The organism is Saccharopolyspora dendranthemae (assembly GCF_007829955.1).
Taxonomy (GTDB): Bacteria; Actinomycetota; Actinomycetes; order Mycobacteriales; family Pseudonocardiaceae; genus Saccharopolyspora; species Saccharopolyspora dendranthemae.
The window spans coordinates 1,105,946-1,128,249 of the sequence record NZ_VIWX01000002.1; the positions used below are offsets into that span (position 1 = coordinate 1,105,946).

At 71.9% G+C, this 22,304-nt stretch carries 22 protein-coding genes; 12 read left to right on the forward strand and 10 right to left on the reverse strand.

Translation table 11 applies throughout. The annotated features are described in order from the left end of the window. Window positions 1-8 precede the first annotated feature (8 nt). Window positions 9-419, reverse strand: coding sequence for a DUF2000 domain-containing protein (locus FHU35_RS13900; RefSeq protein ID WP_145739333.1), 411 nt, complete (start codon window positions 417-419; stop codon window positions 9-11). 83 nt (window positions 420-502) lie between these two features. Between FHU35_RS13900 and FHU35_RS13905 the strand changes: the two genes are divergently transcribed. Next, entirely contained in the window at window positions 503-1,348 is an 846-nt protein-coding gene (locus tag FHU35_RS13905; RefSeq protein WP_145739334.1) for an AraC family transcriptional regulator, read from the forward strand. Here FHU35_RS13905 and FHU35_RS13910 read toward each other — a convergent pair. From FHU35_RS13910 to FHU35_RS13925, 4 genes are all read right to left on the reverse strand, one after another. Beyond that, window positions 1,330-1,971 carry a pyridoxamine 5'-phosphate oxidase family protein gene (locus tag FHU35_RS13910; protein ID WP_145739336.1) on the reverse strand — a complete coding sequence of 214 codons (642 nt, stop codon included), beginning with the start codon at window positions 1,969-1,971 and terminating at the stop codon, window positions 1,330-1,332. The two genes, FHU35_RS13905 and FHU35_RS13910, sit on opposite strands and share 19 nt — an antisense overlap. Window positions 1,972-2,102: 131 nt before the next feature. Continuing rightward, entirely contained in the window at window positions 2,103-3,152 is a 1,050-nt protein-coding gene (locus FHU35_RS13915; RefSeq protein WP_145739338.1) for a PDR/VanB family oxidoreductase, read from the reverse strand. Then, a complete protein-coding gene (locus FHU35_RS13920) occupies window positions 3,153-4,031 on the reverse strand; it encodes a metal-dependent hydrolase (RefSeq protein WP_145739340.1) in 879 nt (292 codons plus the stop codon). 8 nt (window positions 4,032-4,039) lie between these two features. Then, window positions 4,040-5,794, reverse strand: coding sequence for an SDR family oxidoreductase (locus FHU35_RS13925; protein ID WP_145739342.1), 1,755 nt, complete (start codon window positions 5,792-5,794; stop codon window positions 4,040-4,042). Window positions 5,795-5,990: 196 nt separating this feature from the next. Between FHU35_RS13925 and selA the strand changes: the two genes are divergently transcribed. From selA to FHU35_RS13950, 5 genes are all read left to right on the forward strand, one after another. Beyond that, window positions 5,991-7,274, forward strand: coding sequence for an L-seryl-tRNA(Sec) selenium transferase (selA, locus tag FHU35_RS13930; RefSeq protein ID WP_145739344.1), 1,284 nt, complete (start codon window positions 5,991-5,993; stop codon window positions 7,272-7,274). A gap of 223 nt (window positions 7,275-7,497) precedes the next feature. Beyond that, entirely contained in the window at window positions 7,498-9,237 is a 1,740-nt protein-coding gene (gene selB / locus FHU35_RS13935; protein ID WP_145739346.1) for a selenocysteine-specific translation elongation factor, read from the forward strand. Window positions 9,238-9,312: 75 nt separating this feature from the next. After that, a complete protein-coding gene (ku, locus tag FHU35_RS13940) occupies window positions 9,313-10,251 on the forward strand; it encodes a non-homologous end joining protein Ku (RefSeq protein ID WP_145739349.1) in 939 nt (312 codons plus the stop codon). 291 nt (window positions 10,252-10,542) lie between these two features. Next, entirely contained in the window at window positions 10,543-11,523 is a 981-nt protein-coding gene (locus FHU35_RS13945) for a phytoene/squalene synthase family protein (protein WP_145739351.1), read from the forward strand. Window positions 11,524-11,593: 70 nt separating this feature from the next. After that, the gene (locus tag FHU35_RS13950) at window positions 11,594-11,926 is read left to right on the forward strand and encodes a hypothetical protein (protein WP_145739353.1); all 333 of its coding nucleotides are present in this window, start codon (window positions 11,594-11,596) and stop codon (window positions 11,924-11,926) included. Between the two features lie 21 nt (window positions 11,927-11,947). On the opposite strand, the gene FHU35_RS13955 is transcribed toward FHU35_RS13950, so the two are convergent. Beyond that, entirely contained in the window at window positions 11,948-13,105 is a 1,158-nt protein-coding gene (locus tag FHU35_RS13955) for a S8 family serine peptidase (RefSeq protein ID WP_145739355.1), read from the reverse strand. A 204-nt stretch (window positions 13,106-13,309) separates the two neighbouring features. On the opposite strand from FHU35_RS13955, the gene FHU35_RS13960 reads away from it, so the two are divergent. After that, window positions 13,310-13,735: a universal stress protein gene (locus FHU35_RS13960; RefSeq protein ID WP_145739357.1), complete on the forward strand. Its 426-nt coding sequence runs from the start codon at window positions 13,310-13,312 to the stop codon at window positions 13,733-13,735. A 103-nt stretch (window positions 13,736-13,838) separates the two neighbouring features. Here the strand turns inward: FHU35_RS13960 and FHU35_RS13965 are convergent, their stop codons facing one another. Next, window positions 13,839-14,600 (reverse strand): IclR family transcriptional regulator, encoded by a 762-nt coding sequence (locus tag FHU35_RS13965; protein ID WP_145739359.1) that lies wholly within the window; start codon window positions 14,598-14,600, stop codon window positions 13,839-13,841. Between the two features lie 159 nt (window positions 14,601-14,759). Between FHU35_RS13965 and FHU35_RS13970 the strand changes: the two genes are divergently transcribed. The 5 genes from FHU35_RS13970 to FHU35_RS13985 all read left to right on the forward strand — a co-directional run bounded on the left by FHU35_RS13970 (window position 14,760) and on the right by FHU35_RS13985 (window position 18,910). Continuing rightward, window positions 14,760-15,686 (forward strand): U32 family peptidase, encoded by a 927-nt coding sequence (locus tag FHU35_RS13970; protein ID WP_145739361.1) that lies wholly within the window; start codon window positions 14,760-14,762, stop codon window positions 15,684-15,686. A gap of 61 nt (window positions 15,687-15,747) precedes the next feature. Continuing rightward, window positions 15,748-17,196, forward strand: a complete 1,449-nt coding sequence (locus FHU35_RS13975) for an MFS transporter (RefSeq protein ID WP_145739363.1) — start codon at window positions 15,748-15,750, stop codon at window positions 17,194-17,196. 135 nt (window positions 17,197-17,331) lie between these two features. After that, complete coding sequence (locus FHU35_RS29290) at window positions 17,332-17,496, forward strand: hypothetical protein (protein ID WP_186459413.1); 165 nt, start codon at window positions 17,332-17,334, stop codon at window positions 17,494-17,496. After that, window positions 17,493-17,981 (forward strand): GNAT family N-acetyltransferase, encoded by a 489-nt coding sequence (locus FHU35_RS13980; protein ID WP_145739365.1) that lies wholly within the window; start codon window positions 17,493-17,495, stop codon window positions 17,979-17,981. Before FHU35_RS29290 ends, FHU35_RS13980 begins: the two co-directional genes overlap by 4 nt. 23 nt (window positions 17,982-18,004) lie before the next feature. Continuing rightward, a complete protein-coding gene (locus tag FHU35_RS13985; protein ID WP_145739367.1) occupies window positions 18,005-18,910 on the forward strand; it encodes a pseudouridine synthase in 906 nt (301 codons plus the stop codon). 18 nt (window positions 18,911-18,928) lie between these two features. Here the strand turns inward: FHU35_RS13985 and FHU35_RS13990 are convergent, their stop codons facing one another. The 3 genes from FHU35_RS13990 to FHU35_RS14000 form a co-directional block, all read right to left on the reverse strand. Beyond that, a complete protein-coding gene (locus tag FHU35_RS13990; RefSeq protein ID WP_246110287.1) occupies window positions 18,929-19,978 on the reverse strand; it encodes a cyclase family protein in 1,050 nt (349 codons plus the stop codon). Continuing rightward, window positions 19,929-21,269: an MFS transporter gene (locus FHU35_RS13995; protein ID WP_145739369.1), complete on the reverse strand. Its 1,341-nt coding sequence runs from the start codon at window positions 21,267-21,269 to the stop codon at window positions 19,929-19,931. Before FHU35_RS13995 ends, FHU35_RS13990 begins: the two co-directional genes overlap by 50 nt. Window positions 21,270-21,366: 97 nt before the next feature. Next, window positions 21,367-22,260, reverse strand: a complete 894-nt coding sequence (locus tag FHU35_RS14000) for a LysR family transcriptional regulator (protein WP_145740043.1) — start codon at window positions 22,258-22,260, stop codon at window positions 21,367-21,369. Window positions 22,261-22,304 lie beyond the last annotated feature (44 nt).

Consider the following 22,304-nt stretch of genomic DNA (forward strand, 5'->3'; position numbering starts at 1 on the left):
CTCGCGCGTCACGGGTGCAGGGCGAGTCCCTTGCAGACCTTGTCGACGGCGTTGCGCGGCCCGTGCACGGCGAACCCGACGAGGTCGAGGTCGTCGGTGGAGCGTTCGGCGACCACACCGCGGTTGTCGGTGTCGTTGCCGGTCTTGAACATGCCTTCGGAGTAGATCGCCGTAGGCATGTCCCGCGCGACGGCGCGGGCGTGGCTTCGCGCCAGCTCGTCGGCGGACGCCGCGTGGACCAGCACGGGAAGTCCGAGCAGCGGGAGGTACTCGCGGCCGTCGGCGTCGACGTAGTCCTCGCCCATCAGTTCCGGGTGAGCGGCGGTGATGCCGCTGGCGAGGAAGGCGGTGACGTTGAGCCGCTGCCAGCCCGCCAGGTCCTCGCGCACCACCACGGCGATCTTCGTTCGGTGTGCCATGCGCCGATCTCAGCCCCTCGGCGGGCGCGAGGTCTTGAACGCTGGTGCGCCGGCCGTTCCCCGCGGCGGTGAACAATGGGGGCATGAGCCAGGAGTGGGTCTCCTACCGGCGTTCGCCCCGGGTACCGGTCGAGGTGATGCGCGCGCACTTCGAGCACCACCGCTACGACCTGCACGCCCACGAGTCCTACTCGTTCGGCTGCACGGAGCTGGGCGCGCAGACCTTCCGGTGCAGGGGCGCGCAGCGCACCAGCGCGGAAGGCATGGTGATGGCGTTCAACCCGGAGGACCCGCACGACGGGCACGCCGCGGACGAGGGCGGCTTCACCTACCAGATCGTGCACCTGTCCCCGGAGCTGATCGGGGACGTCCTCTCCGACGAGGCCGGTCGGCCGGTGGGGCTGCCGCTGTTCGCCGAGCCGGTGCTGCACGAGCCGGGCCTGGCCGCCGCGCTGCGCGAGGTGCACGCCGCGCTCACCGGCGGCGAGAGCGCGCTCGCGCAGGACGAGGCGCTGCACCGGGCGGTGCGGACGATGGTCCGGCTGGGCGCGGTCACCGCCGCTCCCCCGGGCTGGACCGCGGAGACCCGGCGGGAGGACGACGGTCTGCGGCAGGTCCGGGAGCTGCTGCACGCGGAGTTCGCCACTGACGTCGAGACGGCACGGCTGGCCGAGATCAGCGGCCGGAGCCGGTTCGCGCTCTACCGCGCGTTCCGAGACCTGCACGGCCTCACTCCCGGCGAGTACCAGCGGCAGCTGCGGGTGCGCTGCGCGCGTCGATCGCTGGCGTCCGGGCGGACTCCGGCCGAGGCGGCGGCGGAGGCCGGCTTCGCCGATCAGAGCCATCTGACCAGGTGGTTCCGCCGGTACTACGCGATCACCCCGGCCCGGTTCCGAGATGCCGCGCTCGGTCAGCCCGTGGCGTCGTAGAGCAGGCGCTCGTAGCGCTCGGCGGAGTAGTAGTGCTCGAGCTCGGCCATCGAGTCGTGCGGGCGTTCGAGCTCCTTGGCGATGTGCGCGCGGGACGGAACGGCGTCGGGGTCCCAGGTCTGGGGGTCCCAGAGCCGCGAGCGCAGGAACGCCTTGGAGCAGTGGTGGAAGACCTGCTCGACCTCCACCAGGAGCGCGACGCTGGGCCGATGGCCCTTCACGACCATCCGCTCGAAGAACGGGGCGTCGCGCAGCAGCCTCGCGCGGCCGTTGATCCGCAGCGTGTCGCCGCGTCCGGGGAGGAAGTAGATGAGGCCCACGTGCGGGTTGGCCAGCACGTTGCGGAAGCCGTCGACGCGGCGGTTGCCGGGCCGTTCCGGGAGGGCGATGGTGCGCTCGTCGAGCACGAGGGTGAACCCGGCGGGGTCGCCCTTGGGCGAGACGTCGCACCGGCCCTCCGCGTCGGAGGTCGCGACCAGGCAGAGGGGCGACGCGGCCAGCCACTCGCGGTCCAGCGGGTGCAGCGCGGAGCGTTCCTTGTCCAGGACCCGCTGCAGCGGTGCGCCGACGGCCTCCTCCAACTCCTCGGTCGAGGTGATCTCCGTCAGCCCGTCGCGTTCCACGGTTCCTCCCCAGGTCGCCTCCGACCGAGGCTACGGGTCCGCCTGGGTCCCAGGAAGCGTTTTTGCGCGGGGTCGCCCGGTCCCGCTTCCGGGCGACCCCGCTTCCCCTCCGGTCCCCCGACCGGGGTCCTTCACAGATCGACGGCGATCGGCCCCCGCCCTCGATCCACGCAGAGCGCCACGTCGTCGCCGCGCGCCCGGCCGCGCCTGCGCACCTGGCCGGACAGCAGCGGGACGTGGCAGGTGCCGCAGAAGCCCTGACGGCACGAGTAGGCGACCTCCGGCATCACCTCGCCGATCGCGTCCAGCGCGGTGCGGTCGGCGGGCACCTCGACCGTTCTGCCGCTGCGGGCCAGCTCCACGCTGAAGGCCCGGCCGTCGATGATCGGGGGCGCCGAGAACCGTTCCCAGTGCAGGCCTCTGGCGGTGCTGCCGGGCAGGTCCAGGCGCAGCGACGTGATCATCGGCACCGGACCGCACGCGTAGACCGCGGCGCCCGGCGGCGCGTGGGCGAGCAGTTCGCCGCCTGCCGCGGGAACGCCGAACTCCGTGTCGGGACGGATCCACACGCGTTCCGCCGGTAGGTCGCCGATCTCGCCCAGGAACGGCATCGACGCACGCGATCGTCCGGTGTAGACCAGCCGCCAGTCGGCGCCGCGGGTCCGGGCGGCGCGCACCATCGGCAGGATCGGGGTGATCCCGATGCCGCCCGCGACGAAGAGGTAGGAGCGCCCGCGGACGAACGGGAACGCGTTGCGCGGACCGCGCGCCACGATCCGGTCGCCCTCGCAGAGCTCGTCGTGGATCTCGCGGGAACCGCCCGCGCCTTCGGCCAGGCGCCGCACCGCGATTCGGTAGTGGCGCCGCTCCCCCGGCGGCCCGCACAGCGAGTACTGCCGCGTGCGGCCCGAGGGCAGCAGCACGTCCAGGTGCGCGCCGGGCTGCCAGGCGGGCAGCGGTCCGCCGCCGGGTCTGCTCAGCCGGAGGCTGCGCACGCCGTCGGCTTCGGCCCGGATCTCGGAGATCACCAGGGGCAGGTCGTGGTCGACCGCGCGTGCTGGTCCGGCGTCGCGGCGGCTGTTGCGGTGCAGCCACTCCACGCCGCCGACGACCCGGTCCAGCACGCGCATCAGCCGGTTGGGTCCGGCGGTCCCGGTCGGCTCCGGTCGGGTCTCGGCCATCTAGTGGCCTGCCGCCAGCGCCGCGGGCGAGCCGGCCAGGTAGTCCACCGCCTGCGCCGTCGAACCGTGCTGCGACGGGTGGTAGCCGGGCCGGAAGAACGCCGGGAGGGAACCGAGCAGCTGACGGTAGCTCGGGGTGAGCCCGAGGCGTCCGGTGCGGATCAGGTCGCGCCAGCGGGGCTTGCGCCTGCCGCGCAGCACCGGGTCGTGCGCCAGCAGGAAGCGCAGTCCGCGCACCCACAGGATCGTCAGCACCGCGGTCGCGAGCAGCATGGACTGCACGCGCAGCAGGTATCCGCCGTGGACGTGCTGGTAGACCTCGAAGGCGACCGCGCGGTGCTCGACCTCCTCGGCGCCGTGCCAGCGCAGCAGGTCCAGCATCGTCGCGTCCGCACCGGCCAGGTCCAGCTCCTCGGCGTCGAGCACCCATTGGCCGAGGAACGCGGTGAAGTGCTCGATGGCGGCGACCAGGGCCAGCCGCTGCACCAGCCAGGACTCGGCGCGCTTGCCGCGCAGCGGCCGGTCGCCCAGGGTCTTGCGGAACATCCAGCGGACCTGCCCGACGAACGGCCGGGTGTCCAGGCCGTGGGCGTCGAAGTGGTCGATCACGCCCTGGTGCGATTCGGCGTGCACGGCCTCCTGGCCGACGAATCCGCGCACGTCCTCGGCCAGCCGCTCGTCGGTGATCAGCGGCAGCGCCTGCTTGAACACCTCCACGAACCAGCGCTCCCCTTCCGGCAGCACCAGGTGCAGGAAGTTGATCCAGTGCGTGGCGAACGGTTCGCCCGGGACCCAGTGCATCGGCAGCTGGGACCAGTCGAACTCCACGTCTCGCGCGTGCAGCGCGACGCGCTCCGGCTCACCGGGGTCCAGATCCATGCCACCTCCTACTTGGGCATGTGGTCGACTCGGGCCGCGGCCCGCAGCAGTCGGGGGGTGAGCCGCGAGAGCACCAGTCCGGCGCGGGCTTCCGGGGTCACCGGGGCGATGGCGGGCGCGCGTCTGGTGGCGCGCAGGATCTCGTCGGCGGCGCGTTGCGGGCTGAAGTCGCGGCGCTGGTAGAGCTCGGTGGCCGCTCGGCGGCGCTTGGCCTGCTCGGCCTCGTCGGTGCCCGCGAAGCGGCTGCTCGTGGTGATGCCGGTGTTGACCAGGCCCGGGCACACCGCGGTGACCTTGACGCCGTCGGCGGCCAGCTCGACGCGCAGGCACTCGCTCAACCGCAGCACGGCGGCCTTCGTCGTGCTGTAGGCGGGCAGCACCCGGGAGGGGAGGTAGGCCGCGGCGGAGGCCACGTTGATGATCCGGCCGCCCTCGCCGCGCTCGGCCATCTGCCGCCCGAACAGCCGGCAGCCGTGGATGACGCCCCAGAGGTTGACGTCGATGACGTCCTCCCACTCGGCGACCGTGGTGTCCAGGAACGCCCCTGCCAGGCCGATTCCGGCGTTGTTGATCACCACGTCCGGCGTGCCCAGCTCGGTGCTCACGCGCTGCGCGAAGTCGGCCATCGCGGCCTGGTCGGACACGTCGACCTCGTACGTGGTGCCGGCGTCTCCGAGCAGTTCACCGGTCTCCCGCAGGGCTTTCAGATCGACGTCGGCGGCGACGACGTGCGCGCCGGCGGCGGCGAAGGCCTGCGCGGTGGCCCGGCCGATGCCGTTTCCCGCGCCCGTGATGACCACGAGCTGGTCGGCGAACTCGCCTCGTCCGGGCAGCACGCGGGCGCTGCGCAGACCGCGGGACTGCTCGCCGCCCTCGACGTGGTCGACGAACTCGGCGGCGCAGCGGGCGACGAGTTCCGGACGGCTGCGGGGAAGCCAGTGACCACCGGGGAGTCGCCGCACCCGCAGGTCGGAGGCGAGGTCCTCGATCTCGGCCTGCAGCGGCGTCGACACGAACGGATCGCCGGTGGGTGCCAGCACCTGCACCGGGACTCCGGTGTGCCGCCTGACCGGCTCGCCGAGCCGTCCGGCGTTGGCGCGGTAGAGCTCCAGGCCGTTGATGCCGTCGGAGGTGACCGGGCGGGTGGGTTTCCCCGCGGCCTTGGGGTCCATGCGCTCCACGGTCGAGATCAGCTTGGCCATGATCCCGCTGCGCCAGGCCAGTTCCGGCAGGGCGGGGAGCTGGAAGAACGCGATGTAGGCGGAGAAGGCGAGCTGGGTGGCCAGTTCGCGCAGGTCCCGCGGGTTCGGGCGCAGTTTCGAGCGCAGCCACTGCCCGTAGTGGTCCAGGCCCGGACCGGAGAGGGAGGTGTAGGAGGCGATGCGCCCTTCGGCGCGCGGTTCGGTCACCGCGTGCCAGGACTGCACCGATCCCCAGTCGTGCGCCAGCAGGTGCACCGGGCGGTCCGGGCTGACGGCGTCGGCGACGCGGAACAGGTCGTCGGCGAGCTGGTCGACGAGGTAGCCGTCGGTGGTCTCCGGGCGGTCCGAGCCACCGGCGCCGCGCACGTCGTAGGTGACCACCCGGTAGCGGTCGGACAGCGCGTCGACCACGCCGTCCCAGACGGTGTGGTCGTCCGGGTATCCGTGGACGGCGAGCACGGTCGGCGCGTCCTCGGGTCCGCGCACCTGCACGGCCAATCGCAGCCGGTCACCGGTTTCGAGCCATCCACCGGTACTGCCCTGCCACGATGCGCGAGTCATGCGCGAAAGCCTAACGACGTTGTCAACGGCCGTTGTCACGGTTCACCCGGCCGCACTCCAGGATCCCCCGAACCAGGCCGCGGAGCCCGGATTTCACCCGTATTTCCGATCCCGATCCGGGTCCGCACCACGCGATTCACCCCGGTGGCCGTGCCGACGACGAGCGGGCGACCAGGTGGGTTCCTATGGTTGGGGCATGGCTGATCAACGCCGCGGCGTCCCGGGAACCGATCGGGTGCTGGCCGATCCGGACGTGGCCGCCGCCGTCGAACGACTGGGCCACGACCTGGTCGTGCGGACCGTCCGGGAGGTGGCCCAGCGCGCCCGCGACGGACTGCTCGCGCCGGAGCAGGTGGTTCCGGAAACGGTTGCCGCGCTACCCGATTCGGCATCAGGTCTGCGTCCGGTGGTGAACGCGACCGGCGTTCTGCTGCACACCAACCTCGGACGCGCACCGCTGTCGGCGGCCGCGCGGGAAGCGCTGCAGGTCGCGGCGGGAACGACGGACGTGGAGCTGGACCTCGACACCGGCGACCGCGGACCCCGCGGCGCTTCGGCCGTCGAGGCCCTGGTGCAGGCCGTTCCCGGAGCCGAAGCCGCGCACGTGGTCAACAACGGCGCCGCCGCGCTGGCGCTGGTGGCCACGGCGCTGGCCGCGGGACGGGAAATCGTCCTGGCCCGCGGCGAGATGGTGGAGATCGGCGACGGTTTCCGCGTTCCCGACCTGCTCACCTCCACCGGGGCCCGGCTGCACGAGGTCGGCGCGACCAACCGCGCCCGGCTCGACGACTACCGGCACGCGCTGGGTCCCGACACCGGGTTCGTGCTCAAGATCCACCCGTCGAACTTCGTGATCAGCGGGTTCACCGCCGAAGTCCCGGTGTCCCGGCTGCGCGAGCTCGACGTCCCGGTGGTCGCCGACATCGGTTCGGGACTGCTGCGGCCGGACCCGGTGCTGCCCGGCGAACCCGACGCGGCGAGCACCCTCGCCGACGGCGCGGACCTGGTCATCGCCAGCGGCGACAAGCTCCTCGGTGGCCCCCAGTGCGGGCTGCTGCTGGGCCGCGAGGAGGTCGTGCGCCGGCTGCGCCGCCATCCGCTGGCGCGGGCGCTGCGGGTGGACAAGCTGACGCTGGCCGCGCTGGAGGCCACCGTGCGCGGCCCGCGCCCGCCCGTCGCCGAGGCGCTGCACCGGACCGGTCTCGCCGAACGCGCTGCGGCGCTGGCCGATTCGCTCGCGGCGTCCGGGATTCCCGCCGAGGCGCTCGAATCGGGCGCGACCGTCGGCGGCGGCGGGGCTCCCGGTGCGGTGCTGCCGAGCGCGGCGGTGGCCCTGCCCGGCAGGTTCGCCAAGCAACTGCGCCTCGGCGATCCTCCGGTCGTCGCGCGCCTGGAACGCGGCAGGTGCCTGCTGGACCTGTTCGCCGTCGAACCGGCCGATGACGAAGTGCTGCGCCGCGCGGTCCTGGCCGCGCACTAGGAGCTGTTGAGGAATGCGGCGGAGCCGCTGTGTCAGGTGTGGGACTCAGCCCGCACCGCCGCGGGTTCTGATCGCCTTCGTGGCGAGTACGCCGGGACGCCGATGTCCACCCCTGGGTAAGCGGAAGACATCAGGAGCGGCGCACGGAGTCCATGAAGGCGATCAGGTTCCGCTACCCGCACCGCCACGCAAAGCACTCCATCAAGAGCCTCGAGGAGGTCTCATGCGCGTGGTTGCCACGGCTGGCCACGTCGACCACGGCAAGTCCACGCTGATCCGGCGGTTGACCGGGATGGAACCCGACCGCTGGGCTGAGGAACAACGCCGTCAGCTGACCATCGACCTCGGCTTCGCCTGGACCGAGCTCGCCGACGGATGCGGTGTCGCCTTCGTCGACGTGCCGGGCCACGAGCGGTTCGTGCCCAACATGCTCGCCGGCGTCGGCCCGGTGCCCGCGGTGCTGTTCGTGGTCGCCGCCGACGAGGGCTGGATGCCGCAGTCCGAGGAGCACCTCGACGCGCTCGACGCGCTGGGCGTCTCCGAAGGACTGCTGGTCATCACCCGCAGCGACCTCGCCGACCCCGGGCCGGCGCAGGAGCAGGCACGTCAGCGGCTGCGCGGCACGAGCCTGGCCGGCATCCCGCCGGTGCGGGTCAGCGGACGCACCGGTGCCGGGATGGACGAGCTCACCGAGGCGCTGGACGCGATGCTCCACCGCCTCCCTCCCCCGGATCCCGACGCCGACGTCCGGCTGTGGATCGACCGCGCCTTCGCCATCAGGGGCGCGGGAACGGTCGTGACCGGAACGCTGCAGGGCGGCACGCTGCGCGTCGGCGACCACCTGCGCATCACCCCGACCGGGCTCGACGCTCCGATCCGCGCGCTGCACGCGCTGGGCACCGCCGAAGGGTCGATCACCGCTCCCGCTCGGGTGGCGGCCAACCTGCGCGGCGTCGATCTCGACCAGGTCCGGCGCGGCCACGCACTGATCACGCCGGAGCGGTGGCTGACCACCGACGTGCTCGACGTGCGCGTCCACCCGGCCGGCGATCTGCCGCGCGAACTCGTCCTGCACATCGGCTCGGCCGCTGCGCACGCCAGGGCGCGCCCGCTGGGCGCCGACACCGCCCGGCTGACGCTCGCGCAGGAGCTGCCGCTGCGGATCGGGGATCGCGCGCTGCTGCGCGACCCCGGAGGACACCTGGTGCGGGGCGGGGTCACCGTCCTCGACGTGCGCCCTCCGCCGTTGGACCGCCGAGGTGCGGCACGGCTGCGCGCCGAGGTCCTCTCCGAGCTGACCGGGACCCCGGACTGGACCGACGAACTGCGCCGACGCGGCATCGTGCGGGCCGCGGAGCTGACCGCCATGGGAGCCGCACCGCCGGCCGGCGGCCGGTGGCTGATGTCGGAGCAGCGCCGGTCCGAGCTCGCCGCGCGGCTGCGCGTGGTCTGCGCCGAGCACCGCAGCGCTCACCCCCTGGAGGACGGGATGCCCTCGGGGGCGGCCATCCGGGCGCTGGATCTCCCCGACCCCGCGCTGCTCGCCGACGTCGCCGACGAAGCGGGCATCCCGCTCGGCGGTGGCCGGCTCGGAGACGGGGGCAGCGCCCTGCCCCAGCACGTCGCCCGCGCGGTGGAGGTGGTGCGCAGCGGATTGCGGGAACACCCGTTCCGCGCGCCGACCGCCGCTGAGCTGGCCGAGCTCGGCATCGGCGACCGGGAGCTCGCCGCCGCCGAACGAACCGGTGCGCTGCTGCGCCTGGGCCCGTCGCTGGTGCTGCTGCCCGATGCCGAGCGCGCCGCGCTGCCGCACCTGGAGGAGCTCGACGAACCGTTCACGCTCAGCGAGGCCAAACGCGCGCTGGACACCTCGCGTCGCGTCGCGGTTCCCTTGTTGGAGCTGCTCGCGCGCCGCGGCCGCACCCGCAGGTTGCCGGACGGGACCCACCGCCTGGTGCGGTGAAGCCATGCGATCAAGTGCCCCCCGGCTCATCGTGGGAGGTGCCGACGCCGGTGCCGGGCGATGGGAGGCGACATCATGCCGCGCAAGATCTGGACGGGGTCGATCAACTTCGGCCTGGTGACCATTCCGGTCGGTCTCTACGCCGCGACCGAGGACCACACGATCTCCTTCCACCAGTACCAGCGCGGGACCACCGACCGGATCCGCTACAAGCGGGTCAACGAGTCCACCGGGGACGAGGTGGGCTTCAACGACATCGTCAAGGGCCGCGAGTACGGCGACGGGATCATCACGGTCGAGCAGTCCGAGCTCGAGGAGATCGCGCCGGGCCGCTCCCGCACCATCGACATCAGCACCTTCGTGGACCTCACCGAGATCGATCCGGTGCACTTCCAGAAGACCTACTGGCTCGCGCCCAACTCAAAGGAGCACTTCCGGCCGTACAACCTGCTGCGCCGCGCGATGGAGAAGACCGGCCAGGCGGGCATCGCCACGTTCGTGCTGCGCGGCAAGCAGTACCTCACGGCCGTGCGGGCCGACACCGACGTGCTGGCGCTCAACACGCTGTACTTCGCCGACGAGATCCGCGATCCGGCCGACCTGGTCGGCGACCAGCCCGAGCAGTCCAAGCCCTCGGACAAGGAACTCCAGATGGCCACCACGATCATCGAGTCGATGAGCGGCGAGTGGGAGCCCGAGGAGTACTCCGACACCTACACCGAGCAGGTCGAGGAGCTGCTGGCCGAGAAGGCGCGCGGCGGCGAGGTGCAGGCGGCCGAGGCGCCGCCGCAGCCCACCGACGTCATCGACCTCACCGAGGCGCTGCGCCGCAGCGTCGACGAGGCGCGCAAGGGCCGTTCTCCCGCACCGGCCGAGGACCTCTCGTCGCTGACCAAGTCCGAGCTCGAGGACCGCGCCAAGCAGCTGGGTGTCAAGGGCCGGTCGAAGATGAAGCGAGCCGACCTGGAGCAGGCCGTGGCCGAGGCAGGCCAGGGGGCCCGCAAGGCGTCCTGACCGCTCACCACACCCGTGGTGCGTCCCGCAGATCGCCTGTTCGGAAGCGGTGCGGAAATAGTTCGGCGATCTCGCGTCATGGGTGCGTGCCGGGCCGGTCCCGTTCCCGTGGGCAGCCCTTGGTGCGCGGCCCACGGGCGCGCGGGACGCAGAGGGGATTCCGCGTGTGAAATCCGCCGGGCGCGGGCGCTGCAGAGGCGGCTCGTGCCCGGCGGTCCCCGCACGTGACCCCGTTCACCTCACCCCGCCACCGACGCCACCGGCGCGGGCGCGATGTGCTGAGATCTGGCCATGGACGCGGGTGCCTGGTTGGCGGTGGGAGCACGCCGTGAACTCGACTCCGCCGGTGTTCCCGCCGCTCTGCGCGAGGCTTACCTGCGCTGCCGGGCCCTCAACGCCGAGCACGGCCGCACCTACTTCCTCGCGACCCGCCTGCTGCCGCCGTCGCGGCGTCCTCCCGTCCACGCGCTCTACGGCTTCGCCCGCTGGGTCGACGACATCGTCGACGAGGTCGGCGAGGGCACCACCGCCCAGCGCGCCGACCGCCTCGACGAGCTCGACCGGCGGCTGCGGGAGGCGCTCGAGACCGGCACCAGCGAGCACCCGGTGCTGGCGGCGCTGGTCGACACCGTCGAACAGCACCGGGTGGACCCGGTGCTGTTCGAGGACTTCCTGTCCTCGATGCGGATGGACCTCACCGTGGCCGAATACCCGAGCAGGACCGAACTGGAGCGGTACGTGCACGGCTCGGCCGCGGTCATCGGGATGCAGCTGCTGCCCGTGCTCGGCACGGTCGGCCCCGCCGCCGAGGCCCGCTCCGCGGCCGCCGCGCTGGGCGTGGCGTTCCAGCTGACGAACTTCCTGCGCGACGTCGGTGAGGACCTCGACCGGGGACGCGTGTACCTGCCCGCCGACGAGCTGGCCGTCTTCGGCGTCGACCGGGAACGGCTGCTGTGGTGCCGCCGTCGCGGGCGTGCCGACGGACCGGTCCGGCGCGCGCTGGCCGACCAGGTCGCGCGGACCCGCGCGCACTACCGCGCCGCCGAGCCGGGCATCCAGATGCTGGCGCCCGAATCGCGCCCGTGCGTGCGCACGGCGTCGGTGCTCTACGGCGAGATCCTCGACCACGTCGTCGCTTCGGGATACGACGTGTTCAGCAGGCGGATCGCGGTACCGGTCTCGCGCCGGCTGGCCGTGGCCGCCGGAGCGGCCGGTGTGGTGCTCGTCTCGCGCGCGGTGCGCGGAGGCTTGGGTTCCCGGTCTCGCGGGTAGTACCAGGGCAGCACGGCTGGTGGCGCCGGGTTGCACGACGCCTGCCTGTTCGACACCGGGGAGCCTGACCATGAACGCACGACCCACGAGTTGGCACGACGTCAACGCGACCGCCGACATGATCACCGTCGCCGGTCAGCGCCTGCACGAGGGCACCCGCGCGATCGCGGGCAGCCCGGTGGAGGCGGCCAGGGCCCGTGACGCGCTGCTGGACCTCAGCGCGGCGAGCGCGAGGCTGGCTCGGCAGCTCGACCTGCTGGCCGCCGACAGCGGCGGCGGCGGTTCCGAACCGCCCGCGGTGCACGTGGCCCTCGACCAGGCGGCGGCCGCCGCCGAGGACCTGGGCAACTGCACGCGGGTCGCGGCCAGGGCGATCGAGGACGAGCTGGGCGGCGAGCAGTGACCCGCCGCCCGCGCTTCCCCGTCAGGGTGCCTGGACGATCCCGGCGCCGACGTCGGTGCCCGGCTGCGGCAACCGCCGTGCCGACTGAGTGAGCCGTGTCCACAGCGCCCGCGAGCGATCCGGCGATTGCTGCGCGTGCAGCGCGGCGATGCCCGAGACGTGCGGCGTGGCCATGCTCGTGCCGTCGAGCTTGCGGTAGCGCTCGGCGCCCGGCCAGCTCGAGTAGACGTCCACGCCCGGCCCGACCAGGTCGACCTGCCCGACGTCGTCGACGGTGCCGCAGGAGAAGTCGGCGACCTGCAGCTGCGAGTCGACCGCCCCCACGCCCATCACCGACGGGCAGTTCGCCGGGTGCCCGACCGGGGCGATGACGCCCGCCGAGCGCTGGCTCTCGTTGCCCGCTGCCGCGATGATCAGCGTTCCGCGCTCCAGTGCGCGACGCGCGACGCGTTCGAACGCCTCGGAGTACGGCTGGCCGGGCTGGGTGGGCGCGCCCAGCGACATGGACACGACCGAGCAGCTGTTGGAGATCGCCCACTCGATGCCGGACAGGATTCCGCTGTCCGAACCCGATCCGTCGTCGCCGAGGACCTTGCCCGCGTAGATGCTCGCCTCGTGCGCGATGCCGTAGCCGGGGCCCGCCTGCGAGGTGCGCGGTCCGCACGCGGTGCCGATCACGTGCGTGCCGTGCCCGTGGCCGTCGTGGGCGCTCTGCCCGTCGACGAACGCACCGGTGACGATGTCCCGGCCCGCGAAGTCGGGGTGCTGCTCGTCCAGGCCGGTGTCGAGCACCGCCACCCGCACGCCCGCTCCGGTGGCGGTGGCCGCATCGGCGCGCACCGCCTGAAGCCCCCAGGTGAACTCGCCCTCCGCCGGTGGTGCCGGCTGGCCGATCGCGAACACCCTGCGCTCGGCCTCGATCCCGGCGATCGGCCCGGACTCGCCTGCCGCACGGGTCAGGTTGGCGAACTGCTCATCGTCGGCGTCGATCAGGGCGACCCCGAGCTGGTGCAGCACGATCCCGCCCGCGCTGCTGAACAGCTCACCGGGTCCCGCTCCGGCCGCGTCGGCGGTGTTGGCGCACCGGATCCCGGTCAAGCGGGTCAGCTCCCGGGTGCCGATGATCGTCGAGTCGTCCTCGAGTAGGACCAGGTATCGCCCGGTCTGGCTGGAAGTCATGTCGCTCCTCGTCGGTCGATGGCGCGGATGCGACTCATCGGTAGCGGACGGAGATCAGCGATCACAACGGAATCCCCTCGCCCCAACCCGTTCGTGTCACCGGCGCGGGTACGCATCGATCCGACACGCCGCGCTATGACAGCGGACTGGACTGGATCGCCCGCGCGTACTTCCATGGGGGCAGGGCCAACTCGGGAGGTCGTCATGACGGACCACGGCAGGATCGTCGTCGGCGTGGACGGATCGGAACCCTCGAAGTGCGCCATGCGCTGGGCGCTCAAGCAGGCCGCGCTCACCGGCTCCTCGGTGCGCGCGATCAGCGCCTGGGAGTTCCCGGCGTTCTACTCCTGGGAGGGCGGCCCGATGCCGCCGGACGACTTCGAGGACTCCGCCCGGCAATGCCTCGACGACACGGTCTCGGAGTTCCAGCAGGCCGATTCGGAGGTGACCATCGAGCGCGAGCTGGTGCACGGGCACGCCGCCCAGGCCCTCATCGACGCCTCCGCCGAGGCCGACCTGCTGGTGGTCGGCAGCAGGGGCCACGGCAGCTTCTACGGCGCGCTGCTGGGTTCGGTGAGCCAGCGCTCGGCGCTGCACTCGAAGTGCCCGGTCGTCATCGTCCGGCACTGAAGGGTTTGTTTCCAGAGTCGGTGGTAGCCGCTGGTGTCGTCCCCTGCGGGGATTTCCGCCACCCGCACCGCCAAGCACACCGACACTGGAAAACCCCGTTGAATCAGGCGGTGTGGCCCAGCCTCTCGGACAGGGCGGCGGCGCCTTCGCGGACGAGATCGCGCAGTGCGGCCTCGGTTTCGTCGTTCCAGCGCAGGATCGGCACCGAGATGCTCATGGCGGCGACGATCTCGCCGCTGGTGTCGCGGACCGGTGAGGCCACGCACGCGACCGACTCGTTGGACTCGCAGTACTCGCGGGCCACGCCGTTCTCGGCGATCTCGTCGAGCTCCTTGCGCAGCGCCTTGCGGTTGGTGATGCTGTGCTCGGTCATCGCGTCGAGCTTGTGCCCGCTGTAGATCTCCTCGACCTCGGCCCGAGGCAGCGAGGCCAGCAGCGTCTTGCCCAGGGCCGTGCAGTGCGCCGGCAGCCTGCGTCCGACAGCGGAGACCATCCGCACCGGGTGGCTGCTGTCGACCTTGGAGACGTAGAGGACGTCGGCGCCGTCGCGCACGCCCACGTGGACGGTCTCCTGGCAGCGCTCGGCGATCTCCTCGGCGACCAGCTGCCCTTCCTTGGCCAGGTCCAACCGCTCGGCGTAGGCCGAGCCCAACTGGAAGCTGCGCACGCCCAGCCGGTACTTGTTGGTGGCGCGCCCGGTGGGCATCAGGTAGCCCCGCTCGTTGAGCGTGCCGACCAACTCGTGCACCGTGGTGCGGGGCAGACCGAGCTGCGCGGTGATCTCCGGCGCGCTGAGCTCATCGGTCTCCAGGAACAGTTCGAGGACGTCGAACGCCCGCTCCACGGCCGGTACCGCTCGTGCCAACGCTGCCGCTCCTTCCACTCGGACCAACCCGGTGCTGACCGGTATTTCGAACATCGTACCTGATTTCGATCGACGTTCGAGCTGTCGTATTGACCACTCCTCGGTCGCGATCATACGATTTTGCGAACGTTGTTCGGAATGTCGAACGGAGAATCCCAGGTGCGCCAGACACGCGACTTCCTGCGAACCCTCGGTCTGCCCACCGACGACACCGCGGCCACCAGCGGCAAGAGATTCCCCGACGGCGCCCAGTACCGCGTGGAGATTCCCAGCACGGAGGGCCCCGACGTGCTCGACGCGGTGCTGGCCGAGGCCGACGCGCGCGGAGTCGTCGTGCACCGGATCTCCCAGGGCAGCGGCGGGATGCTGCTCACCGACGACGAGCTCGCGACCATGGCCGCCACCGCCGCGGGACGTGCGATCGAGCTGAGCCTGTTCGCACGACCGCTGGCGGGCTGGGACATCGGCGCGATGGCGGCCTCCGCAGGAGGCGCCCCGGTCGCCGCGCAGGCACGCGGGACCGAGCAGCTGGTGCACGTGCTGGAGGACGTCCGCCGCACCGCCGAATCCGGCATCCGCAGCGTGCTGATCACCGATCTGGGCGTGCTCAAGGTCGCCTCGGCGATGCGCGAGGCCGGCGATCTGCCGCCCGAGCTGCAGTTCAAGATCAGCGTCCAGATGGGCTTGGCGAACCCGGCGTCCGTGCGCATCGCCGAAGACCTGGGCGCCGACACCTACAACGTGCCCACCGACCTCAGCATCGGACAGCTGGCCGCCCTCCGCGCCGCCACCGACCTGCCGCTGGACGTCTACGTCGAAGCCCCCGACGACATGGGCGGATTCGTCCGGCACTTCGAGATCGCCGAGATCGTCCGCGTCGCCGCGCCGGTCTACGTCAAGTTCGGCCTGCGCAACGCGCCGAACATCTACCCCAGCGGCACCCACCTCACCGGCACCGCCGTCGCGCTCGGCCGCGAGCGGGTCCGGCGCGCCCAGCTGGGCCTGGGGCTGCTGCGCCGCTACTCCCCCGACGCGATCGCCTCGAACCTGCCCGCCGAGGGCCTGGCCGTGCCGCTCACCGGCTAGGGACGTCCGGCACGCGCGGGAGCGAGTTTCGCCCGACGGACGGGAGGCCTATCGTCGGCGCGTGTCCACTGCCGTTGCGCTTCGCTCCCGTTCCGGCCGCTGGATCCTGCTGGCCACCATCTTCGGCTCCGGGGTCGCGTTCCTCGACGGATCGGTGGTCAACGTGGCGCTGCCGGCCATCGGCCGCGACGTCGGCGGCGGCCTGCGCGTCCTGCAGTGGGTCCTCGACGCCTACCTGCTCACCCTGAGCGCCCTGCTGCTGCTCGGCGGCGTGCTGGGCGACCGCTACGGCCGCCGACGGGTGTTCACCCTCGGGCTCGTGGTGTTCACCCTCGCCTCGCTGGGCTGCGGGCTCGCCCCGACCGGCGAGGTCCTGATCATCGCGCGGCTGGTGCAGGGCGTCGGCGGGGCGCTGCTCGTCCCCGGCAGCCTCGCGCTGATCAACGCCTCGATCGACCCGGACGACCGCGGCGAGGCCGTCGGCCGCTGGGCCGGGCTGACCGGCGTGTCCTCGGCCATCGGCCCCTTCGTCGGGGGCTGGCTGGTCGACGCGGCTTCCTGGCGGTGGGTGTTCCTGATCAACGTGCCGATCGCGGCCGCCGCGCTGCTGGCGCTGCGCCACGTCCCCGAGACCCGCGACCCCGACGCCACCGGTCCCCTGGACATCGGTGGTGCGGTGGCCGTCACCGCCGGGCTGACCGGGACGATCTTCGCCCTGATCGAGGTCCCCACCACCGGCTGGAACCCCTTGTCCACCACGGCCGCGGTGGTCGGTGTCACCTCGCTCGTGGTGTTCCCGATGCTGGAGGCCCGCCACCCCAGCCCGCTGCTGCCGCTGTCGTTGCTGCGCTCCTCGCAGTTCTCCGGTGCGAACGCGGTGACCCTGGCGGTCTACGCGGCGCTCAGCGGCGCGCTGTTCCTGCTGTCGCTGCAACTCCAGCAGTCGATGGGCTACTCGGCGCTGGAAACGGGCATCGCCACGCTCCCGATCACGATCATCATGCTGCTGCTCTCCGGCCGAGTCGGCGCGCTGGCGCAGCGCACCGGGGTGCGCATCCCGATGACGATCGGTCCGTTCGGCTGCGCGGCCGGGCTGCTGCTGCTCACCCGCGCCCAGACCGGCGCCACCTACCTGAGCGGGGTGCTGCCCGGTCTCCTGGTGTTCGGGCTCGGACTGTCCATCACCGTGGCGCCGCTGACCGCGGCCGTGCTCGGCTCGGTCGGGCCGGAACGCGGTGGCGTCGCCTCAGGGGTCAACAACGCGATCTCCCGCTTGGCCGGGTTGCTCGCGGTGGCGGTGCTGCCCGTGGTCGCCGGGCTGACCGGTACCGGGGACGGCGCTCCGCTGGGACCCGGGTTCACCACCGCCCTGCACATCTCGGCCGCCCTGTGCGCGGCCGGCGGCGTCATCGCAGGCCTCACGGTGGGCAAGGGCGGCCGGGTGGAAACCCCTCCCCTGCCCGGCCTCAACCACGCGTGTCAGGACCCGTCCTGCGAGTACCGCGACTGATTCGAACGCCTCTGCTCATTTGGCTCACCACGCCGAAGCTACGGACGCCGCGCCCCACGGGTTAAGGCACAAAGTCACCGTTTCGGCCGTCGCCTTCATCACCCCGCGGAGCCGCGGATGTGATGAGATCAAGAGATGAGACGAGGTCGACGCGGCCATCCGTGCGAGGTGCCCACCCAGATCGGGTTGTGGCGGTGCCCGGAGTGCGGCCAGCAGTGGGAGATCCACGGCATCGAGGGAAATCCGCAGATCCGCAAGGTGAGCCGCGTCGGGTGGTTCGTCGCGAAGCTGCTGGGATGAGCGACGTGGCCGCACCGCTGCTGGTCGGCTCGGTGGAGTACCGGGTCCACCGAGCCGCGCAGGACGACCTCCCGTCGATCGTCGGGCTCCTGGTCGACGACGAGCTCGGGTCGAGCCGGGAATCGGCGACCGACCTCGCGCCCTACCGGGAGGCGTTCGCCGCGATGGACGCCGATCCCGCTCAGCTGCTCGTCGCGGTGAAGGACCCCGACGGGCTCGTCGTCGGCACCCTGCAGCTGACGTTCATCCCCGGGCTGGCCCGCCGAGGCGCGCTGCGCGCCCAGATCGAAGCGGTGCGGGTGCATGCCGCGCACCGCAGCCGCGGACTGGGCGCCGCGCTGTTCGGCTGGGCGGTCGAGGAGTCCCGGCGGCGCGGGTGCGCGCTGGTCCAGCTCACCACCGACAAGAAGCGCACCGACGCGCACCGCTTCTACGACCGGCTCGGCTTCACCGCCTCCCACGAGGGCTACAAGATGAGCCTGTGACCTGTGGCTATGCTGGTCCGACCATGCGCCGCAAGCTCCGCTCACCGCTGCCCCAGCGCGACGGCCTCGACCCGGTCCGGCTGCACCTGCCCACCGACGGGCACTGGGACCGGGTCCGGGACTTCCTCGTCGACCGGCTCTCGAAGGTGCCGGCGGAGGTCGTCGACGAGATGCTGCGCACCGGGCGCTTCGTCACTCACGACGGACCGCTCAGCGCGCAAGACCCGTACCGGCCCGGCGGTTTCGTGTGGTTCCACCGCGATGTCGCACCGGAGGAACCGGTTCCGTTCGAGCTGGAGGTGCTGCACCGCGACGAGCAGATCCTGGTCGTCGACAAGCCGCACTTCCTGGCCACGACTCCGCGCGGCGGACACGTCATCGAGACCGCCCTCGTCCGCCTGCGCACGCAGCTCGACCTACCGGCCCTCTCGCCGGCTCACCGGCTGGACAGGGCCACGGCCGGAGTGCTGCTGCTGGTGATCGACCCGGCGCTGCGCGGTGCGTACCAGACGCTCTTCCACGACCGGCGTGTCGACAAGGTCTACGAGGCGATCGCCCCGCACGACCCGCACCTGACGTTCCCCCGGACCGTGATCAGCCGGATCACCAAGCACCGGGGCGTGCTGGCCGCGGTCGAGGAACCGGGCGAGCCCAACGCCGAAACCCGCATCGAGCTCCGGGAGCACCGCGGGCCCTTCGCCCGCTACCGGTTGCACCCCTGCACCGGACGCACCCACCAGCTCCGCGTGCACCTCAACTCGCTGGGCCTGCCCATCGTCGGCGACGACCTCTACCCCGATGTCCGGCCGAAGGCCGACGACGACTTCACCGACCCGCTCCAACTCCTGGCCCGCTCGCTGGAGTTCACCGACCCGCGCACCGGAGAGCTCCGGCGCTTCGAATCCCGCCGAGCTCTCGACTGGCCATGACCGCCCGAGCGCAGAACCTCAGAAGGTGGCGACGGGGGTCGTCGGGGAACCGACCGCTCCGGGCAGGTTGAGGGGTGGTGCGGTGAGCAGGAAGCGGGATCGGCCCAGCCGTCGCAGGTCCTCGGCCAGCGGCGTGAGGTGCCAGAGCTCCCCCAGGTGCACGCCGAGCTTGAACAGGCAGTGGTGGTGCAGCGGCAGAGCCGGGGCCGGTGGGTCGGCCTGCCGCGACGGGAGGTTCTCGACGGCGTAGTTGTCGGCGATCATCGCGCTCAGCCCGGAATCGGTGATCCACTGCAGCAACCGTTCGTCCCGCCCGTCGAGGGCCGCGCACGCCCCGTGCAGGACGTCGGGATCGGGGTCGCCGTTCATCTCGACGATGCGCTGCGCGAAACCGGTGTGCAGGCACACGAGATCGCCCTTCTCGACCTCCACCCCGTCGGCGGCCATGATCTCGGCGAGGGTGTCGTAGCCGACCAGCTCGCGCCCGTCCCCGAGGTGGTGGCGCAGGTCGATGAGCACGCCGCGCCCCTGCGCACCGGTGCGGGCGAGGGAGTCGATGCCGAGGGGCCCGCCCGTCGAGGTGGTCCCCTCGTGCGGGCCTCCGACCCCCGCGTCGGCCGGTTCGGTCGGTCCGACGACGTGCTCTCCCGCGCGGAATCCGTTGTAGAAGACGGGTTCCGGGATCCCATCGCCGTCGGCGTCGAACAGCGCCCCGGCGTGGGCGAAGGAGTCCCACTGCGTCGAGTACTGCAGGTGCAGCACGACGAGATCGTCGCAGAGCACGTCGGTGGTTCCGTCGACCTTGGCGCGCAGCTCGTAGTTGAAGTTGATCTCCCCGTAGCGCCGGGTCGGTCGCAGCACCGGCGGGAACCGGTTGGGGTTCAATGCGTTCCCGCCCGGCAGCGTGAGCGGCAGGCTCAGCGTCCGGCTGAGGCCCTCGCGCACCTCCGCCGCCGCGGCCCGAACTCGCTCCGGCGTCAGCAGGTTCATCCGCCCCGCGGTGTCGTCGGGGCCGAAATCACCCCAGTTGGACCCTTCCGGCCGTCGAGTCCAGCGTGCTCCGGTCACCGTTGCCTCCCGGGTTGTCGCGCTCGTCGTAGCTGGGCCTGCGCAGCAGCAACAGCATGCAGCCCAACGTCAGCAGCACCTGGAACAGCGCGTAGGCGATGACGACGTTGATGGAGCCCGACGCGCCCAGCAGGAACTGGCCGACCACCGGCGTGGTCCCGCCCAGCAGTGTGCCGCAGAGCTGGTAGCAGAGCGAGAGTCCGGTGTAGCGCACTTCGGCCGGGAAGCGACCGGCGAGGATTCCGGCCATCGCCGCGTAGTACAGGCAGTGCGGCACCGTGGCGACCGCGACGCCGACCATCGCCAGCCAGTAGTTCTCGGTGGCGATCAGCAGGAACATCATCGGCAGCAGGACCACCTCCGGCAGCAGCATCCACGTCACCGCGCGGGACAGGCTGCGCATCTTGGTGGCGATGACCGCGCCGAAGGGCTGCACCAGGATCTGGGTGATGTTGGCGACCAGGATGATCGTCAGGAAGTCCGGCTTGGCGAAGCCGAGGTCGCTGGTCGCCCAGGACAGCGCGAAGGTCGACTTGAAGTAGGTCGCCGACAGGCCGATGGTGCAGGCGCCGATGCCCAGGGCCAGCAGGCCCGGGTGCGACCGGACGACCTCCCACACCGGCAGCTTCGCGGTCCTCCTGGAGGAGATGAGCCGTTCCATCGCAGGGGATTCGGTGACCCGCAGCCGGATGAACAGGCCGACCACGACCAACCCCGCCGAGGCCAGGAACGGGACTCGCCAGCCCCAGCTGAGCATGTCGGCTTCGGGGAGCTTGCTGATCAGCAGGAAGCACACGGTGCTCAGCGTGTTGCCGACCGGGGAACCCTGCTGCGCGAACGCGCCGTAGAGGATGGACTTGCCCCGGGGCGCGTGCTCGGAGGCGATGAGCACCGAGCCGCCCCACTCGCCGCCGAGCCCGATGCCCTGGATCATGCGGATGCTCACCAGCAGGATCGGCGCCCACACCCCGATCTGCGCGTAGCCGGGCAGCAGGCCGATGGCAGTGGTCGCCACGCCCATCATCAGCAGCGTGATGACCAGGGTCTTCTTGCGCCCCAACCGGTCTCCGACGTGACCGAAGATGACGCCGCCCAGCGGACGGGCCAGGAAGCCGACCCAGAAGGTCGCGAAGGCCACCAGGGTGCCCAGCGCACCGGAGAGCTCGGGGAAGAAGACCTCGTCGAAGACCAGCGCCGCGGCGGTGCCGTAGATGTAGAAGTCGAACCACTCGATGGTGGAGCCGATGAAAGCTCCCACCCCGGCACGGTTCGCCGTGCGTGCGCTGCTCATGCGTTCCCCTTCGAACCCGGTGATCGAGGAAACGGTGGCAGTCCGGACGTGGAGGCGTCCAATACGAAATCATCGCGGCATTGAGACGCGGTCCTGATCAATCGGGCGTGGGCAGGGCCGCCTCGGCGATGTCGAGAACGGTGTGCAGGGCGGCGTTGCTGTTGTCCTCGCGCCAGGCCAGAGCCGCTCGCAGGCGGGTCGGCCTGCCCGCCAGCTTCCGGTAGACCAGGCCGGTCTGCTGGATGTGCTGGCAGGAGGTCAGCGTCAACGTGACACCGACCCCGGCCGCGACCAGCGCGAGGATCGTGTAGGAGTCCGGCGCCTCCTGCACCACGCGCGGGGTGAAACCCCCTGCCACGCAGGCCTTCACCAGCGCATCGCGCAGCGTGGACCCGGCGTTGGAGGGGAAGCTGACGAAGGGCTCGGCGGCGAGCTCGGCGATCGGGACGCGCTCCAGCTCGGCCAGGCGGTGATCGGTGGGCAGCGCGCAGATGAGCTCTTCGACCTCGATGACGCGCGTGTTGACCCCTGGCCGGTTTACCGGGAGTCGCACGAAACCGAGGTCCAGCGTTCCGTCGGCGACCTTGGCCAGGGCGACGTCGGCGTAGGTCTGGCCGCGCATCACCAGTTCCAGGCCGGGGTGGGCGGCGCGCACGGCGCGGGTCAGCACCGGCAGCGCCTCGTGGCTGGAGGCACCGGCGAACCCGACGGTGACCCGCCCGCGCTCCCCTCGCCCGGCGGCCCTGGCCGCGCCGATCGCGTCCTCGACGTCGTCGAGCACGGCGCGGGCGGGCTCCAGGAAGGACTCACCGGCGTTGGTCAGCCGGACCGAGCGGGTGTTGCGCTCGAACAGCCGCACGCCCAGCTCCTTCTCCAGCTGCCTGATCTGCTGGCTCAGCGGCGGCTGGGCCATCTGCAGGCGCTTGGCGGCGCGACCGAAGTGCAGTTCTTCCGCGACCGCGACGAAAGCGGTCAGGTAGCGCAGCTCCACACCGAACTCCGATCTATTCATCCCTGCTCTAGATCTGACACTAA